The sequence below is a fragment of the Burkholderia sp. PR2 genome, assembly GCF_052372875.1.
Lineage (GTDB): Bacteria > Pseudomonadota > Gammaproteobacteria > Burkholderiales > Burkholderiaceae > Burkholderia > Burkholderia diffusa.
The window spans coordinates 264,131-280,943 of the sequence record NZ_JBQRWH010000004.1 but is presented as its reverse complement, the minus strand read 5'-3'; the positions used below and the strand labels follow the sequence as shown (position 1 = coordinate 280,943).

Sequence of the window (16,813 nt, the reverse complement as noted above, 5' to 3'; positions counted from 1 at the left end):
GCTTGGGTTGGAACAGCAGCGACGGCAAACGAAACCCGCCATCGCAATTCGGTGAATCTTTCGGACAGGCTGGCGCCAGTCCGCTTCCCCCACCAACTTCGCCCGCGACGGGGCTCCCATAAAGAGGGAAGACCGGGATTATAACAAATAATCCCGGTCACGCAAGCAAAAACTTTGCGATTTCAAGCACTTCTTGGCGAAGTGCCTGTTACTGCCAACTGCTCTGCCCGCTTAGATGACGCGAGCTGCTTCGACGAGGCGCGACACCGTCCAGGCCTTCGTCTTCGAAACAGGACGAGTTTCCTGGATTTCGACGAGATCGCCTTCGTTGCAGGTGTTCGCTTCATCATGCGCGTGGTACTTCTTCGAGCGCACGACGTACTTGCCGTAGATCGGGTGCTTGACGCGGTGCTCGATCAGCACGGTGACGGTCTTGTCCATCTTGTTGCTGACGACCCGACCGACCAGCGTCCGCTTCAGCGAGGTTTTCACGCTATCGTTCATTTCTGGTTCGCCTTCTGAGTCATGACGGTCCGCACACGTGCGATGTCGCGACGAACCTTCTTCAGCTGGCTCGTGTTCGTGAGCTGCTGGGTCGCGAGTTGCATGCGCAGGCCGAATTGCGCCTTCAGCAGGTCCGCCAGCTCCTTGTTGAGCGCGGCCTGGTCTTTCTGGAGAAGTTCGGAAGCCTTCATGTTTTCTCCTTAGGCGCCGAGCTGGCGCACGATGAACGTCGTCTTCAGCGGCAGCTTCGCTGCAGCCAGACGGAACGCTTCGCGTGCCAGTTCTTCGGTTACGCCGTCCATTTCATAGAGCATCTTGCCCGGCTGGATTTCGGCGACGTAGTACTCCGGGTTACCCTTACCGTTACCCATACGCACTTCTGCCGGCTTTTGCGAAATCGGCTTGTCCGGGAAGATCCGGATCCAGATGCGGCCGCCACGCTTGATGTGACGCGTCATTGCACGACGCGCCGCTTCAATTTGACGTGCGGTCAAACGACCGCGACCGATCGCCTTCAGGCCGAATTCACCGAACGACACTGCGTTGCCGCGCGTCGCCTTGCCAGTGTTACGACCCTTCTGCTCTTTACGATACTTTCTGCGTTTCGGTTGCAGCATCGTTATTCTCCAGTCTTGCCGTCTTCGGGCTTGCCGGCGCCACGGCGCGGTGCGCCACGACGAGCACCCGGAGCGCCGCCTTCGCCGTCACGGCGCGGACGACGGTCGCCCGGACGCGCATTGCGACGCGGACGCTTGTCTTCGGCTACTTCTTCGACCACCGGCGCGTCATTGCGGCCGAGCGTGTCGCCCTTGTACACCCAAACCTTGACGCCGATGATCCCGTAGGTCGTCTTCGCTTCCGAGGTTGCGTAGTCGATATCGGCACGCAGCGTGTGAAGGGGCACGCGACCTTCGCGATACCACTCCGTACGAGCGATTTCGATACCGTTCAGACGGCCTGCGCTCATGATCTTGATGCCCTGGGCACCCAAACGCATCGCGTTCTGCATCGCACGCTTCATCGCGCGACGGAACATGATCCGGCGCTCGAGCTGTTGCGTGATCGAGTCAGCGATCAGTTGCGCATCGGTTTCCGGCTTGCGGATTTCTTCGATGTTGACGTGAACCGGCACGCCCATGCGGCGTTGCAGTTCCGTCTTCAGCTGTTCGATATCCTCGCCCTTCTTGCCGATGACGACGCCCGGACGCGAGCTGTAAATCGTGATGCGCGCGTTCTTTGCCGGACGCTCGATGACGACCCGACCGACCGAAGCGTTCTTCAGCTTCTTCTTCAGGTATTCACGAACACCGATGTCTTCCTGCAGCATCGCCGCGAAATTGTTATTGTTCGCGTACCAACGCGAAGCCCAATTGCGGCTGACAGCCAGGCGGAAGCCAGTCGGATGAATTTTCTGTCCCATCGTATGGCTCCTTAATTCCCGACCGTCACAGTGATGTGACAGGATTGCTTCTCGATGCGGTTACCGCGGCCCTTTGCGCGCGCGGTGAAACGCTTGAGCGATGCAGCCTTGTCGACGTAGATGCTCTTGATCTTGAGCTCGTCGATATCAGCGCCTTCGTTGTGCTCCGCATTCGCGATTGCCGACAGCACAACCTTCTTCACGATGCCAGCCGCCTTCTTCGGCGAGAACGTCAGAACGTTCAGCGCCTTGTCGACCGGCAAACCGCGGATCTGGTCAGCCACAAGGCGCGTTTTTTGCGCCGAGATGCGGGCACCGCGATGAATTGCTTTCACTTCCATCTTGATTGCCCCTTATTTCTTGGCCTTCTTGTCGGCCGCGTGACCCTTGAACGTACGGGTCAGTGCGAACTCGCCAAGCTTGTGGCCGACCATGTTTTCCGAGATGTACACCGGAACGTGTTGACGGCCGTTGTGAACAGCGATCGTCAGGCCGATGAAATCCGGCAGAATCGTCGAGCGACGCGACCAGGTCTTGATCGGCTTTTTGTCGCGCGAAGCTGCAGCCGCCTCAACTTTCTTCAGCAAATGGGCGTCGCAGAACGGACCTTTTTTTACAGAACGTGCCATTGCCTACTCCTTAACGCTTGTGACGGCGCTGGACGATCATCGTCGTCGTGCGCTTGTTGCTGCGGGTGCGGTAACCCTTAGCCGGCGTACCCCACGGGCTCACCGGGTCGCGACCTGCAGCCGTCTTGCCCTCACCACCACCGTGCGGGTGATCAACCGGGTTCATCGCAACGCCACGCACCGTCGGGCGGATACCGCGCCAGCGGTTCGCGCCAGCCTTGCCGATTTGGCGCAGGCTATGCTCTTCGTTGCCGACTTCACCGATCGTTGCACGGCACTCGATGTGCACGCGGCGGATTTCGCCCGAACGCAGACGAACCTGCGCGTAGACGCCTTCACGTGCCAGCAGCATGGCCGACGTGCCAGCCGAACGCGCCATTTGCGCGCCCTTGCCCGGCAGCATCTCGATGCAGTGGATCGTCGTACCGACCGGAATGTTGCGGATCGGCAGCGTGTTACCTGCACGGATCGGCGCTTCCGAACCCGACATCAGCTGTTGGCCGACGGTCAGGCCCTTCGGGGCGATGATGTAGCGACGCTCGCCGTCTGCGTAGAGCACCAGCGCGATGTTCGCGCTACGGTTCGGGTCGTATTCGAGACGCTCGACCTTTGCCGGGATGCCGTCCTTCGTGCGACGGAAATCGACGATACGGTAATGCTGCTTGTGACCACCACCCTTATGACGCGTGGTGATGCGGCCGTTGTTGTTACGGCCGGCGGTCGAGCTCTGCGAGTCGAGCAGTGCCGCGTACGGCTTGCCCTGGTGCAGATTCTTGTTGACCACCTTGACCATCGCGCGGCGACCCGGCGAAGTCGGTTTAACTTTCACGATTGCCATGATTACTTGGCCTCCGCTTCAAAGTTGATTTCCTGGCCGGGCTTCAGGCAAACGTACGCCTTCTTCACGTCCTTGCGACGGCCCATCGAACGGCCGAAGCGCTTTTGCTTGCCCTTCTGAACCAGCACATTGACCGAATCAACTTCAACCTTGAACAGCAGCTCGACAGCCGCCTTCACTTCCTGCTTCGTGGCATCCGGTGCGACTTCGAACACGACTTGCTCGTTCTTGTCGGCAACCAGCGTCGCCTTTTCCGAGATCACCGGTGCGAGCAGGACCTGCATCAAACGATGATCGTTCTTGCGAATCTCGCTCATGACAGCAACTCCTCGATCTGGGCGACCGCAGCCTTCGTGACCAGCACTTTCTTGAAGTAGATCAGCGACAGCGGGTCAGCGTAGCGCGGCTCGACAATCGCCACGTGCGGCAGGTTGCGCGAAGCCAGGTACAGGTTCTCGTCGACCGTGTCCGTAATGATCAGCACGGAGTCGAGACCCATGGTCTTGAATTTGTCAGCCAGCAGCTTGGTCTTCGGCGCTTCGAGGATGATGTCCTCGACGACCGACAGACGACCTTCACGGGCCAGCTGCGAGAAGATCGAGCAGAGACCTGCGCGATGCATCTTCTTGTTGACCTTGTGCGAGAAGTTTTCTTCCGGCGAGTTCGGGAAGATGCGACCACCGCCACGCCACAGCGGGCTCGACGACATACCGGCACGAGCGCGGCCCGTACCCTTCTGACGCCACGGCTTCTTGGTGGTGTGCTTGACTTGCTCACGGTCCTTCTGTGCGCGGTTACCTTGGCGAGCATTCGCCTGGTACGCGACGACGACCTGGTGGATCAGCGCTTCGTTGTAGTCACGACCGAACACGACGTCCGACGCGTTGACCACTGCACCTTCCTGACCATTTTCGTTCAGGAGCTTGAGTTCCATTATTTCGCCCCCTTGGTCTTGACGGCCGGCGTCACGAAAACCTTGCCGCCCTTCGCGCCCGGAATCGCGCCCTTGACGAGCAGCAGCTTGCGCTCTGCGTCGATACGAGCGATTTCGAGGTTCTGCACCGTCACCGTAACGTCACCGAGGTGACCCGTCATGCGCTTACCCGGGAAAACGCGACCCGGATCCTGCGCCATACCGATCGAGCCCGGCACGTTGTGCGAGCGCGAGTTACCGTGGGTGGCACGGCCGGAGGAGAAGTTGTAACGCTTGATCGTACCAGCGTAGCCCTTACCGATCGACACGCCTTGCACGTCGACCTTCTGGCCCACTTCGAAAAGATCAGCACCGACCACGGCGCCATTCGACAGCTCTGCTGCCTTGGCCGCGTCAATGCGGAATTCCTTGAGGATTTCACCGGCTTCGACACCGGCTTTGGCGAGATGACCTGCCAGCGGCTTCGTCACGCGCGATGCGCGGCGGGAGCCGAATGCAACCTGCACGGCCGTGTAGCCGTCGGTTTCAACAGTCTTGATCTGCGTCACGCGGTTGTCCGACACGTCCAGCACGGTGACGGGAATCGAATCCCCTTCAGCCGTGAAGATACGGGTCATGCCAACCTTGCGACCTACGAGTCCAAGGCTCATCATTTTCTCCATTCCCGACTGCGATTGGTCGGGGCTGATTTACAAAATGCCGGGCACGCAAGGCCCAACTTTTTTACGCGAATACGCGAAAAGCCAAGCAGTATAGCCCGACTTCTCGATTTCCGCAAGCAATACAAAGACTTAGCACCACCCAGCAATCCGGATGGCGCCGAAAGCCTTACTGCAGCTTGATTTCCACGTCGACGCCAGCCGGCAGATCGAGCTTCATCAGCGCGTCAACCGTCTTGTCGGTCGGATCGACGATGTCCATCAGGCGCTGGTGGGTACGGATTTCGAGCTGATCGCGCGACGTCTTGTTGACGTGCGGCGAGCGCAGGATGTCAAAACGCTGAATGCGCGTCGGCAGCGGCACCGGGCCACGGACGATTGCGCCAGTCCGCTTCGCGGTATCGACGATTTCGGCAGCCGATTGATCGATCAGACGATAGTCGAAAGCCTTCAGGCGAATGCGGATTTTCTGTTGCTGCATGACGATTCCTTGAAAAGAGCGAGGCGATGTTGCATCGCCGGACACTAAAAGAACGCGAAACCTGTTGCCTGCGGGGAGCGAGGCGCCAGCTTCCGAACGGTACTTCCACTGCTAAGCCCGCGATTCTACACGAAAAATCGGAGTGGTGGTGTGCGTTTGTCAATGCCGCAACGCGCACGCCACAAAGACAAAACCGGGTGCCAGATCAAACTGGGCACCCGGTTTCGACGGTACGACTGCCTACCGTGGAATCGCGGACCCCGGAGGGATCCGCGGATCGTCGATGTTACTCGATGATCTTGGCGACGACGCCGGCGCCGACGGTACGGCCACCTTCGCGGATTGCGAAGCGCAGACCTTCTTCCATCGCGATCGGAGCGATCAGCTTCACCGTGATCGACACGTTGTCGCCCGGCATCACCATTTCCTTGTCCTTCGGCAGCTCGATCGAGCCCGTCACGTCCGTCGTACGGAAGTAGAACTGCGGACGGTAGTTGTTGAAGAACGGCGTGTGACGGCCGCCTTCGTCCTTGCTCAGCACGTACACTTCAGCCGTGAAGTGCGTGTGCGGCGTGATCGAACCCGGCTTCGCCAGAACCTGGCCACGCTCCACGTCTTCACGCTTCGTGCCGCGCAGCAGGATACCCACGTTGTCGCCTGCCTGACCTTGGTCCAGCAGCTTGCGGAACATTTCAACGCCCGTGCAGGTCGTCTTCACCGTCGGCTTGATACCGACGATTTCGATTTCCTCGCCGACCTTCACGATGCCGCGCTCGACACGACCCGTCACCACCGTACCACGGCCCGAGATCGAGAACACGTCTTCCACCGGCATCAGGAACGCGCCGTCAACTGCACGCTCCGGCGTCGGGATGTACGTGTCCAGTGCGTCTGCCAGGCTCATGATCGCCACTTCGCCCAGCTCGCCCGTGTCGCCTTCCAGCGCCAGCTTCGCCGAACCCTTCACGATCGGCGTGTCGTCGCCCGGGAAGTCGTACTTCGACAGGAGTTCGCGAACTTCCATCTCGACCAGCTCGAGCAGTTCAGCGTCGTCCACCATGTCGCACTTGTTCAGGAACACGATGATGTACGGAACGCCAACCTGACGCGCCAGCAGGATGTGCTCACGCGTTTGCGGCATCGGGCCGTCTGCTGCCGAGCAAACCAGGATCGCGCCGTCCATCTGCGCCGCGCCCGTGATCATGTTCTTCACATAGTCAGCGTGGCCCGGGCAGTCGACGTGTGCGTAGTGGCGGTTTGCCGTTTCGTACTCGACGTGTGCCGTGTTGATCGTGATGCCGCGCGCCTTTTCTTCCGGTGCCGCGTCGATCTGGTCGTACGCCTTCGCTTCGCCGCCGAACTTCTTCGTCAGAACCGTCGTGATCGCTGCCGTCAGCGTCGTCTTGCCGTGGTCAACGTGACCAATCGTACCAACGTTGACGTGCGGCTTGGTCCGCTCAAACTTTTCTTTTGCCATGATTCTCTTCTTTCAAAAAATAATCGGTTGGTAGCTACAGATTTACTTCGACTTCGCGCTGATGATCGCTTCAGCAACGTTGCGCGGAGCTTCAGCGTAGTGCTTGAACTCCATCGTGTACGTTGCACGACCTTGCGTCAGCGAACGCAGCGACGTCGAGTAACCGAACATTTCCGACAGCGGCACTTCGGCGCGAACGATCTTGCCGCCGCCAACCATGTCTTCCATGCCCTGGACGATGCCGCGACGGCCCGACAGGTCGCCCATCACGTTGCCCATGTAGTCTTCCGGCGTCTCGACTTCGACAGCCATCATCGGCTCGAGGACGACCGGGTTCGCCTTGCGCATCGCTTCCTTGAACGCCATCGAACCGGCCATGCGGAACGCGTTTTCGTTCGAGTCAACGTCGTGGTACGAACCGAACGTCAGGTGAACCTTCACGTCGACGACCGGGAAGCCGGCCAGCACGCCCGACTTCAGCGTGTCCTGGATACCCTTGTCGACCGCCGGGATGTATTCACGCGGAATCACACCACCCTTGATCTCGTCGAAGAACTCGTAGCCCTTGCCTTGTTCGTTCGGCTCGAGCGTGATGACCGCGTGACCGTACTGGCCGCGACCACCCGACTGCTTGACGAACTTGCCGTCGACGTCCTTCGCCGTCGAACGGATCGTTTCGCGGTATGCAACCTGCGGCTTGCCGACGGTCGCTTCCACGCCGAATTCACGCTTCATCCGGTCAACCAGAATTTCGAGGTGGAGCTCGCCCATGCCCGAAATGATGGTCTGGCCCGACTCTTCGTCGGTCTGCACGCGGAACGACGGATCTTCCTGCGCCAGACGGTTCAGCGCGAGGCCCATCTTTTCCTGGTCAGCCTTGGTCTTCGGCTCGACAGCCTGCGAAATCACCGGCTCCGGGAACACCATGCGCTCGAGAACGATCGGGTTCGCCGGGTCGCACAGCGTGTCGCCCGTGGTCGCTTCCTTCAGGCCGACCGCAGCAGCGATGTCGCCTGCGCGAACTTCCTTGATTTCTTCACGCTGGTTCGCGTGCATCTGCAGAATACGACCGAGGCGTTCCTTCTTGCCCTTGGTCGAGTTCAGCAGCGTGTCGCCCGAGTTGACGACGCCCGAGTACACACGGAAGAAGATCAGCTGGCCGACGAACGGGTCGGTCATGATCTTGAACGCGAGCGACGAGAACTTCTCGTCGTCCGACGCCTTGCGCTCCGCTTCTTCACCGTTTTCGAGCTCGCCCTTGACCGGCGGGATGTCGACCGGCGACGGCAGGAAGTCGATCACGGCGTCGAGCATACGCTGCACGCCCTTGTTCTTGAACGCGGTACCGCACAGCATCGGCTGGATTTCGCACGCGATCGTACGGTCGCGCAGAGCCTTGACGATGTCGGCTTCCGGCAGATCGCCTTCTTCCAGGTACTTGTTCATCAGGTCTTCGCTGGCTTCAGCAGCCACTTCGACCATCTTTTCGCGCCATTCCTTGCAGGTCTCGGCGAGCTCGGCCGGGATGTCGACGTAGTCGAACTTCGTGCCTTGCGACGCTTCGTCCCAAATGATCGCCTTCATCTTGATCAGGTCGACCACGCCCTTGAAGTTTTCTTCCGAGCCGATCGGCACCACGACCGGAACCGGATTCGCCTTCAGGCGCAGGCGGAGCTGGTCGTAGACCTTGAAGAAGTTCGCGCCGGTACGGTCCATCTTGTTGACGAACGCGAGACGGGGCACCTTGTACTTGTTCGCCTGGCGCCACACCGTTTCCGACTGCGGCTGCACGCCGCCCACTGCGCAGTACACCATGCACGCGCCGTCGAGCACGCGCATCGAGCGCTCCACTTCGATCGTGAAGTCGACGTGGCCCGGGGTGTCGATGATGTTGATGCGGTGTTCCGGATAGTTGCCGCCCATGCCCTTCCAGAAGGCCGTGGTAGCAGCGGACGTGATCGTGATGCCACGCTCCTGTTCCTGCTCCATCCAGTCCATCGTGGCTGCGCCGTCGTGAACTTCACCGATCTTGTGGTTCACACCGGTGTAAAACAGAATGCGCTCGGTCGTCGTCGTCTTGCCGGCGTCGATGTGAGCGCTAATACCGATATTGCGGTAGCGCTCGATAGGAGTCTTGCGAGCCACTTTGATCCTCTACTGGGATGACATGATGCAGCCCTGCTGCATCATGCTTCAACACAAACGGGCGAGGCGCCTGAAAAGCGCACCCGCCCGGAATTTATTTCCGCTAACAGCCCAGCCAGGCGCTTAGAAACGGAAATGCGAGAACGCGCGGTTGGCTTCTGCCATGCGGTGAACTTCATCGCGCTTCTTCATCGCGCCGCCACGGCCTTCGGCCGCTTCGGAGAGTTCACCTGCCAGGCGCAGGGCCATCGACTTCTCGCTGCGCTTCTTCGCAGCCTCACGCAGCCAGCGCATCGCCAATGCCATACGACGCGACGGGCGCACTTCGACCGGAACCTGATAGTTGGCACCACCAACGCGACGGCTCTTCACTTCGACCACCGGCTTCACGTTGTTGAGCGCAACGGTGAACACTTCCAGCGGGTCCTTGCCACCCTTGGTCTGGATTTGTTCGAATGCGCCATAAACGATGCGCTCTGCGACCGACTTCTTGCCGGACAGCATCAGCATGTTCATGAACTTGGCTACATCAACGTTGCCGAACTTCGGATCCGGCAACACTTCCCGCTTGGGGACTTCGCGACGACGCGGCATGATTCTTCCTTTACCTGTTCAGTTGGAGCTGCATTCAGCCCCGCGGCCACCAACAAACCCGATCACATCTTCACGACTAACCAGCTTGGCCGGGTGACCACTTACTCGACAGCACCGGCAATCCGGCACTCCCGCCTTGACCGCCCTGCGGCGATCCCTGATCAAAAACTGCTTACTTGGCAGCCTTTGCACGCTTCGCGCCGTACTTCGAGCGCGCTTGCTTACGGTCCTTGACGCCCTGGGTATCCAGCGAGCCGCGAACCATGTGGTAACGCACACCCGGCAAGTCCTTCACACGGCCGCCGCGGATCAGCACAACCGAGTGTTCCTGCAGGTTGTGGCCTTCACCGCCGATGTACGAAATCACTTCGAAGCCGTTCGTCAGACGAACCTTGGCGACCTTACGGAGTGCCGAGTTAGGCTTCTTCGGCGTCGTCGTGTACACACGGGTGCACACGCCGCGACGCTGGGGGCAGTCCTGCAGGGCCGGGCTCTTGCTCTTCGTCGTTTCCGACTGACGGCCTTTGCGAACCAGTTGGTTGATGGTTGGCATTGTTTATTCCTGAAATTGAACAAAATCTGCACATCGATTTCGGGCAAAGCGAGAATCGACGCACAGTTGATTTCCGAACTGGCGATACGGACACGAACTTTCGAACGCGGCTCGACCCACCGAATACCGGAACCCAGCATCATATGCCGGAAATGCCAACGAAGTCAACGGCTTGCGTGATTTGCCAACCGCGCGAGCGGTTTACCGGAAGGGTCGGAACACCTGTGTCATGCCGACTCGACGACGTCGATGATCTCGTCGCCGAAGCGTTCCAGCTTGCGCACACCCATGCCGGGGATGTGGCGCAGGTCGTCGATCGTCTCCGGCGCATTGCGCGCAATTTCGGCCAGCGTCGCGTCGTGGAAGATCACGTAGGCTGGCACGCCGTCGGACTTCGCGGTTTCCGCGCGCCACGCGCGCAGCGCATCCCAGCGTGCGCGCTCGCGCGTGCCCATGCCGGCCGTCGGATCGACCCGCGTGCCGCTGCGGCTCGACGACTGGCGCGTGCGCTGCGGCTTCACGTAGCGGCGCAGCGTGACCTTCTCCTCGTTCTTCAGCACCGGCTTCGCGGCCTCGGTCAGCATCAGCGCGCCGAAGCCGCCATGGTCAACCGCCAGATAGCCATACGCCACGAGCTGCCGGAAAATCGCGCGCCACTCGGGCTCGGACAGCGACGCGCCGATCCCGAACGTACTGAGCTGGTCGTGGCCGCGCTGCAGCACCTTCTCGGTGCGGCCGCCACGCAGAATCTCGATCAGATGGCTCGAGCCGAAATTGAAGCCGCTCGCGCGCTGCGCGCGGAATACGCACGACAGCGCCATCTGCGCCTCGCGCGTCGCGTCCCACGAATCGGGCGGTTCGAGGCACGTGTCGCAGTTGCCGCACGGGTGGCTCGCCTCGCCGAAGTAGTTCAGAAGCCGCACGCGCCGGCACGAGATCGTCTCGCACAGTCCGAGCAGCGCATCGAGCTTCGACGTCTGTACGCGCTTGTGCGCGTCGTCCGCATCGGACTCGTCGATCATCTTGCGCTGCTGGACGACGTCGCCGAGCCCATACGCCATCCACGCGTTTGCCGGCATCCCGTCGCGGCCCGCACGGCCGGTTTCCTGGTAGTAGCCTTCGACACTCTTCGGCAAATCGAGGTGGGCGACGAAGCGCACGTCCGGCTTGTCGATGCCCATGCCGAACGCGATGGTCGCGCACATCACGATGCCTTCCTCCCGCTGGAACATTTCCTGGTGCTTCTGCCGCACCTCGAACTCCATCCCCGCGTGATACGGTAGCGCGCGCACGCCCTGCGCCTTGAGCCATTCGGCCGTTTCCTCGACCTTGCGGCGCGACAGGCAGTAGACGACACCGGCGTCGGTCGTGCCGTCGGCATTCGTGTGTTCGGCGCGGATGAAATCGAGCAACTGCGAACGCGCGTTGTCCTTTTCGACGATCCGGTAGCGGATGTTCGGGCGGTCGAAGCTCGACACGAACACGCGCGCATCGTCGAGCGCGAGACGATGGATGATCTCGTCGCGCGTGATCGCATCGGCCGTCGCGGTCAGCGCGATACGCGGCACCGACGGGAACCGCTCGTGCAGCACCGACAGCTGAATGTATTCCGGACGGAAATCGTGCCCCCATTGCGACACGCAGTGCGCTTCGTCGATCGCGAACAGGCCGATCTTCGCGCGCTCGAGCAGGTCGAGGAAGCGCCCCGTCATCAGGCGCTCCGGCGCGACGTACAACAGGTCGATTTCGCCTTCGCGCAGCGCACGCTCCGTGGCCGCGGCCTCGGCGCCCGACAGCGTCGAGTTCAGGTAGGCCGCGCGCACGCCGACTTCGCTCAACGCCGCGACCTGGTCCTGCATCAGCGCGATCAGCGGCGACACGACGATGCCGGCGCCCTGCCCGGCCTCGCGGCGCAGCAGCGCCGGAATCTGGTAGCACAGCGATTTGCCGCCGCCAGTCGGCATCAGCACGAGGCAATCGCCGCCGCCGGCGACGTGTTCGACGATCTCGCCCTGCTGGCCGCGAAATGCGGAATAACCAAAGACTTCGTCGAGGATTTCGAGGGCGCGGGACATGAATGATGAGAACGAGGACGGCGGAACGATGACCGCGATTTTAACAACCCGCTCGCGCGACGCGCGGCGAATCGTGCAACGTTGGCCGATCGGCAGGGTTCGTGCACGCGCATGACGGGCCTGCGCAAGCGTGCGGCAAGCCCGTCATGCACGTGAACGACGTAAAAAAAAACCGCCCGGCGGACCGGGCGGTTTCGATGACAGCGAATACGCAACGTGAGGCGGCTCGCGCCGCCCCGCGCTTATTCGGCTGCCGGGTGTTGCGGCTCTTCCGCAGGCGCGCTCGGCGTGCCGAAGTCGAATGCCTCTTCCGCTGCGATCTGATCGAAACGCTCGCGATCGGACATCTCCTTCGCCTTGCGTGCCTTGTGGAACGCGAGACCCGTACCGGCCGGGATCAGACGGCCGACGATCACGTTTTCCTTCAGGCCGCGCAGATCGTCGCGCTTGCCCATGATCGCCGCTTCGGTCAGCACGCGGGTCGTTTCCTGGAACGATGCCGCGGAGATGAACGAGTCGGTCGACAGCGACGCCTTCGTGATACCGAGGAGCACGTTGTCGTACGACGCCGGACGCTTGCCCTCGGCGATCATGCGATCGTTCTCGTCCAGCATGTCGGAACGCTCGACCTGTTCGCCCGGGATGAAGCGCGTATCACCGTTGTCGGTGATCTGCACACGACGCAGCATCTGGCGAACGATCACCTCGATGTGCTTGTCGTTGATCTTCACGCCCTGCAGACGATACACGTCCTGCACTTCGTCGACGATGTAGCGCGACAGCGCCTCGATACCCTGCAGACGCAGGATGTCGTGCGGATCGGCCGGGCCGTCCACGATCATTTCGCCCTTGTTGACGACCTGAGCATCGTGGACCAGCACCTGCTTTTCCTTCGCGATCAGGAACTCGTGCTGATTGCCTTCGAGGTCCGTGATGACGAGACGCTGCTTGCCCTTCGTGTCCTTGCCGAACGACGTCGTGCCGGTGACTTCCGCGAGAATGCCGGCATCCTTCGGCGAACGCGCTTCGAACAGTTCCGCCACCCGCGGCAGACCGCCGGTAATGTCACGCGTCTTCTGCGCTTCGGTCGGGATACGGGCGAGCACTTCACCCACCTGCACTTGCTGACCGTCCTTCACGGTGATCAGTGCACCGACCTGGAAGCCGATCTGCACTGCGTGTTCCGTGCCCGGGATCTTCACTTCGTCGCCGTTCGCGTCGAGCAGCTTCACCTGCGGACGCACGCTCTTCGAAGCTTGCGAACCGCGACGCTTCACGTCGATCACGACCAGCGTCGACAGGCCGGTCACGTCGTCGATCTGCTTCGCGACGGTTACGCCTTCCTCGACGTTCTCGAACTTCACCGTACCACCGTACTCGGTGATGATCGGACGCGTCATCGGATCCCACGTCGCCAGCTGCGTGCCGGCCTTGATCGCCGCGCCGTCGAGCTGCAGCAGCGTCGCGCCGTACGGGATCTTGTGACGTTCGCGCTCGCGGCCGATATCGTCGGTGATCAGCGCCTCGCCCGAACGCGAGATGACGATCTGTTCGCCCTTCGCGTTGGTGACGTAACGCATCGTCGCCGTGAAACGCACGATACCGTTGCTCTTCGCTTCGACCGACGACGCCACTGCCGCACGCGATGCCGCACCACCGATGTGGAACGTACGCATCGTCAGCTGCGTGCCCGGTTCACCGATCGACTGTGCCGCGATCACGCCGACTGCTTCGCCGACGTTCACGAGCGAGCCGCGGCCGAGGTCACGGCCGTAGCAGGCTGCGCACAGGCCATAACGCGTTTCGCAGGTCAGCGGCGTGCGCACGCGCACTTCGTCGATGCCGAGGCGTTCGATTTCCTCGACCGCCGTTTCGTCGAGCAGCGTACCCGATTCGTACAGCGTTTCCTGCGTTTCCGGGTTCACGACGTCCGCGACCGCGACGCGGCCGAGGATACGGTCGCGCAGTGCCTCGACGACTTCACCGCCTTCGACCAGCGCCTTCATCGCCACGCCGTTCGACGTGCCGCAATCGTCCTCGACCACCACCAGATCCTGCGTGACGTCGACGAGACGACGGGTCAGGTAACCCGAGTTTGCCGTCTTCAGTGCCGTATCAGCCAGACCCTTACGTGCACCGTGGGTCGAGATGAAGTACTGCAACACGTTCAGGCCTTCGCGGAAGTTCGCGGTAATCGGCGTCTCGATAATCGAGCCGTCCGGCTTCGCCATCAGGCCACGCATACCGGCCAGCTGACGAATCTGCACCGCCGAACCCCGGGCGCCCGAGTCGGCCATCATGTAGATCGAGTTGAACGACTCCTGGCGCGTCTCGTTGCCGTCGCGGTCGATCACCGGCTCCGTCGACAGCTGCTCCATCATCGCCTTGCCGACCGCTTCCGACGTCGCCGACCAGATGTCGACCACGTTGTTGTAGCGTTCCTGCGCGGTGACGAGACCCGACATGTACTGGCGGTCGTACTCCTTCACCTTCTTCGCGGCGTCGCCGACGATCGTTTCCTTCTGCGGCGGCACGAGCATGTCGTCCACGCAGATCGAAATGCCGGCGCGCGTCGCGAGACGGAAACCCGACTGCATCAGCTGATCGGCGAACACCACCGTCGCGCGCAGACCGCACTTGCGGAACGCCGTGTTGATCAGGCGCGAGATTTCCTTCTTCTTCAGCGGCTTGTTCAGCACCGAGAACGGCAGGCCGTGCGGCAGGATCTCCGACAGGATCGCGCGACCGACGGTCGTCGCGTACAGCGTGATCTTCGGCACGAATGCCGGTGCGCCTTCCGACTTGTCTTCGTTGTGGACCATTTCGGTGATCCGCACGTTGACGCGCGATGCCAGCTCGACTTCCTTGTTCTCGTACGCGCGGATCACTTCCGACACGCCGGTGAACGACAGACCTTCGCCCTTGCCGTTGATCGCTTCGCGGGTCGCGTAGTACAGACCCAGCACGATATCCTGCGACGGCACGATCGACGGATCGCCGTTGGCCGGGAACAGCACGTTGTTCGACGCCAGCATCAGCGTGCGCGCTTCCATCTGCGCTTCGAGCGACAGCGGCACGTGAACGGCCATCTGGTCACCGTCGAAGTCGGCGTTGAACGCCGCGCAGACGAGCGGGTGCAGCTGGATCGCCTTGCCTTCGATCAGCACGGGCTCGAACGCCTGGATACCGAGACGGTGCAGCGTCGGCGCACGGTTCAGCATCACCGGGTGCTCGCGGATCACCTCTTCGAGGATGTCCCACACCACCGGCGTCTGGTTCTCGACTTCCTTCTTCGCCGCCTTGATGGTCGTCGCGACGCCCATCACTTCCAGCTTGTTGAAGATGAACGGCTTGAACAGCTCGAGCGCCATCAGCTTCGGCAGACCGCACTGGTGCAGCTTCAGCGTCGGGCCGACCACGATGACCGAACGGCCCGAGTAGTCGACGCGCTTGCCCAGCAGGTTCTGACGGAAACGACCGCCCTTGCCCTTGATCATGTCGGCGAGCGACTTCAGCGGACGCTTGTTCGCGCCCGTCATCGCCTTGCCGCGACGACCGTTGTCGAGCAGCGAGTCGACGGCTTCCTGCAGCATCCGCTTTTCGTTGCGGACGATGATTTCAGGGGCCTTCAGCTCGAGCAGACGCTTCAACCGGTTGTTACGGTTGATCACGCGGCGATACAGGTCGTTCAGGTCCGACGTCGCGAAACGGCCGCCGTCCAGCGGCACGAGCGGACGCAGTTCCGGCGGCAGCACCGGCAGCACTTCGAGGATCATCCACTCGGGCTTGATGCCCGAGCGCTGGAATGCCTCGAGGACCTTCAGGCGCTTCGCGTACTTCTTGATCTTCGCTTCCGAGCCGGTGTTCTTCAGCTCGGTGCGCAGCGTCTCGACCTGCTCGTCGATATTGATCGCGCGCAGCAGTTCACGCACGCCTTCCGCGCCCATCTCGGCACGGAATTCGTCGCCGTATTCCTCGACCTTGTTGTAGTAATCCTCTTCGGTCATGATCTGCCGCGCCTTCAGCGGCGTCATGCCCGGTTCGATCACCACATACGCTTCGAAGTACAGCACGCGTTCGATGTCGCGCAGCGTCATGTCGAGCACCATGCCCAGACGCGACGGCAGCGACTTCAGGAACCAGATGTGCGCGACCGGCGAGGCCAGTTCGATGTGGCCCATGCGTTCGCGACGCACCTTCGCCAGCGTCACTTCGACGCCGCACTTCTCGCAGATCACGCCGCGGTGCTTCAGACGCTTGTACTTGCCGCACAGGCACTCGTAGTCCTTGATCGGCCCGAAGATCTTCGCGCAGAAGAGACCATCGCGTTCCGGCTTGAACGTACGGTAGTTGATGGTCTCCGGCTTCTTCACTTCACCGAACGACCACGAACGGATCTTGTCGGGCGAGGCCAGACCGATCTTGATCGCGTCGAAAACTTCTTCCTGTTGGACTTGCTTGAATAGATCGAGCAGAGCTTTCATTGCTTTCTCTCCGTAGTCCG

17 protein-coding genes are annotated in these 16,813 nt (G+C 61.4%); all 17 read right to left on the bottom strand.

Annotated features, from left to right (window positions below; translation table 11 throughout):
• Positions 1 to 231: 231 nt before the first annotated feature.
• Entirely contained in the window at positions 232 to 504 is a 273-nt protein-coding gene (rpsQ, locus tag ACT2FV_RS18435) for a 30S ribosomal protein S17 (protein ID WP_006752928.1), read from the bottom strand.
• Entirely contained in the window at positions 501 to 695 is a 195-nt protein-coding gene (gene rpmC, locus ACT2FV_RS18430) for a 50S ribosomal protein L29 (RefSeq protein ID WP_006400652.1), read from the bottom strand. Before rpmC ends, rpsQ begins: the two co-directional genes overlap by 4 nt.
• A 9-nt stretch (positions 696 to 704) precedes the next feature.
• A complete protein-coding gene (gene rplP / locus ACT2FV_RS18425; RefSeq protein WP_059468475.1) occupies positions 705 to 1,121 on the bottom strand; it encodes a 50S ribosomal protein L16 in 417 nt (138 codons plus the stop codon).
• A 2-nt stretch (positions 1,122 to 1,123) separates the two neighbouring features.
• Complete coding sequence (gene rpsC, locus ACT2FV_RS18420) at positions 1,124 to 1,924, bottom strand: 30S ribosomal protein S3 (protein ID WP_006482899.1); 801 nt, start codon at positions 1,922 to 1,924, stop codon at positions 1,124 to 1,126.
• 11 nt (positions 1,925 to 1,935) lie between these two features.
• The gene (gene rplV, locus ACT2FV_RS18415) at positions 1,936 to 2,265 is read right to left on the bottom strand and encodes a 50S ribosomal protein L22 (protein ID WP_004199272.1); all 330 of its coding nucleotides are present in this window, start codon (positions 2,263 to 2,265) and stop codon (positions 1,936 to 1,938) included.
• Positions 2,266 to 2,277: 12 nt separating this feature from the next.
• On the bottom strand, positions 2,278 to 2,553 hold the full coding sequence (rpsS, locus tag ACT2FV_RS18410; protein ID WP_004199273.1) for a 30S ribosomal protein S19: 276 nt from the start codon (positions 2,551 to 2,553) through the stop codon (positions 2,278 to 2,280).
• A gap of 10 nt (positions 2,554 to 2,563) precedes the next feature.
• A complete protein-coding gene (gene rplB, locus ACT2FV_RS18405; RefSeq protein WP_034209733.1) occupies positions 2,564 to 3,391 on the bottom strand; it encodes a 50S ribosomal protein L2 in 828 nt (275 codons plus the stop codon).
• Between the two features lie 2 nt (positions 3,392 to 3,393).
• Positions 3,394 to 3,708, bottom strand: a complete 315-nt coding sequence (gene rplW, locus ACT2FV_RS18400) for a 50S ribosomal protein L23 (protein WP_004199275.1) — start codon at positions 3,706 to 3,708, stop codon at positions 3,394 to 3,396.
• Positions 3,705 to 4,325 carry a 50S ribosomal protein L4 gene (gene rplD, locus ACT2FV_RS18395; protein WP_006477192.1) on the bottom strand — a complete coding sequence of 207 codons (621 nt, stop codon included), beginning with the start codon at positions 4,323 to 4,325 and terminating at the stop codon, positions 3,705 to 3,707. Before rplD ends, rplW begins: the two co-directional genes overlap by 4 nt.
• A complete protein-coding gene (gene rplC, locus ACT2FV_RS18390) occupies positions 4,325 to 4,975 on the bottom strand; it encodes a 50S ribosomal protein L3 (protein WP_006752926.1) in 651 nt (216 codons plus the stop codon). Before rplC ends, rplD begins: the two co-directional genes overlap by 1 nt.
• Before the next feature lie 178 nt (positions 4,976 to 5,153).
• Positions 5,154 to 5,465 carry a 30S ribosomal protein S10 gene (rpsJ, locus tag ACT2FV_RS18385; protein WP_004199280.1) on the bottom strand — a complete coding sequence of 104 codons (312 nt, stop codon included), beginning with the start codon at positions 5,463 to 5,465 and terminating at the stop codon, positions 5,154 to 5,156.
• A gap of 286 nt (positions 5,466 to 5,751) precedes the next feature.
• Positions 5,752 to 6,942 (bottom strand): elongation factor Tu, encoded by a 1,191-nt coding sequence (tuf, locus tag ACT2FV_RS18380; protein ID WP_006482910.1) that lies wholly within the window; start codon positions 6,940 to 6,942, stop codon positions 5,752 to 5,754.
• Between the two features lie 42 nt (positions 6,943 to 6,984).
• A complete protein-coding gene (fusA, locus tag ACT2FV_RS18375; RefSeq protein ID WP_059535572.1) occupies positions 6,985 to 9,087 on the bottom strand; it encodes an elongation factor G in 2,103 nt (700 codons plus the stop codon).
• Between the two features lie 123 nt (positions 9,088 to 9,210).
• The gene (gene rpsG, locus ACT2FV_RS18370) at positions 9,211 to 9,681 is read right to left on the bottom strand and encodes a 30S ribosomal protein S7 (protein WP_006477195.1); all 471 of its coding nucleotides are present in this window, start codon (positions 9,679 to 9,681) and stop codon (positions 9,211 to 9,213) included.
• Between the two features lie 172 nt (positions 9,682 to 9,853).
• Entirely contained in the window at positions 9,854 to 10,234 is a 381-nt protein-coding gene (gene rpsL / locus ACT2FV_RS18365; protein ID WP_006400662.1) for a 30S ribosomal protein S12, read from the bottom strand.
• Between the two features lie 227 nt (positions 10,235 to 10,461).
• Entirely contained in the window at positions 10,462 to 12,309 is a 1,848-nt protein-coding gene (recQ, locus tag ACT2FV_RS18360; RefSeq protein WP_059599776.1) for a DNA helicase RecQ, read from the bottom strand.
• A gap of 242 nt (positions 12,310 to 12,551) precedes the next feature.
• Positions 12,552 to 16,793 (bottom strand): DNA-directed RNA polymerase subunit beta', encoded by a 4,242-nt coding sequence (rpoC, locus tag ACT2FV_RS18355; protein ID WP_124628084.1) that lies wholly within the window; start codon positions 16,791 to 16,793, stop codon positions 12,552 to 12,554.
• Positions 16,794 to 16,813 lie beyond the last annotated feature (20 nt).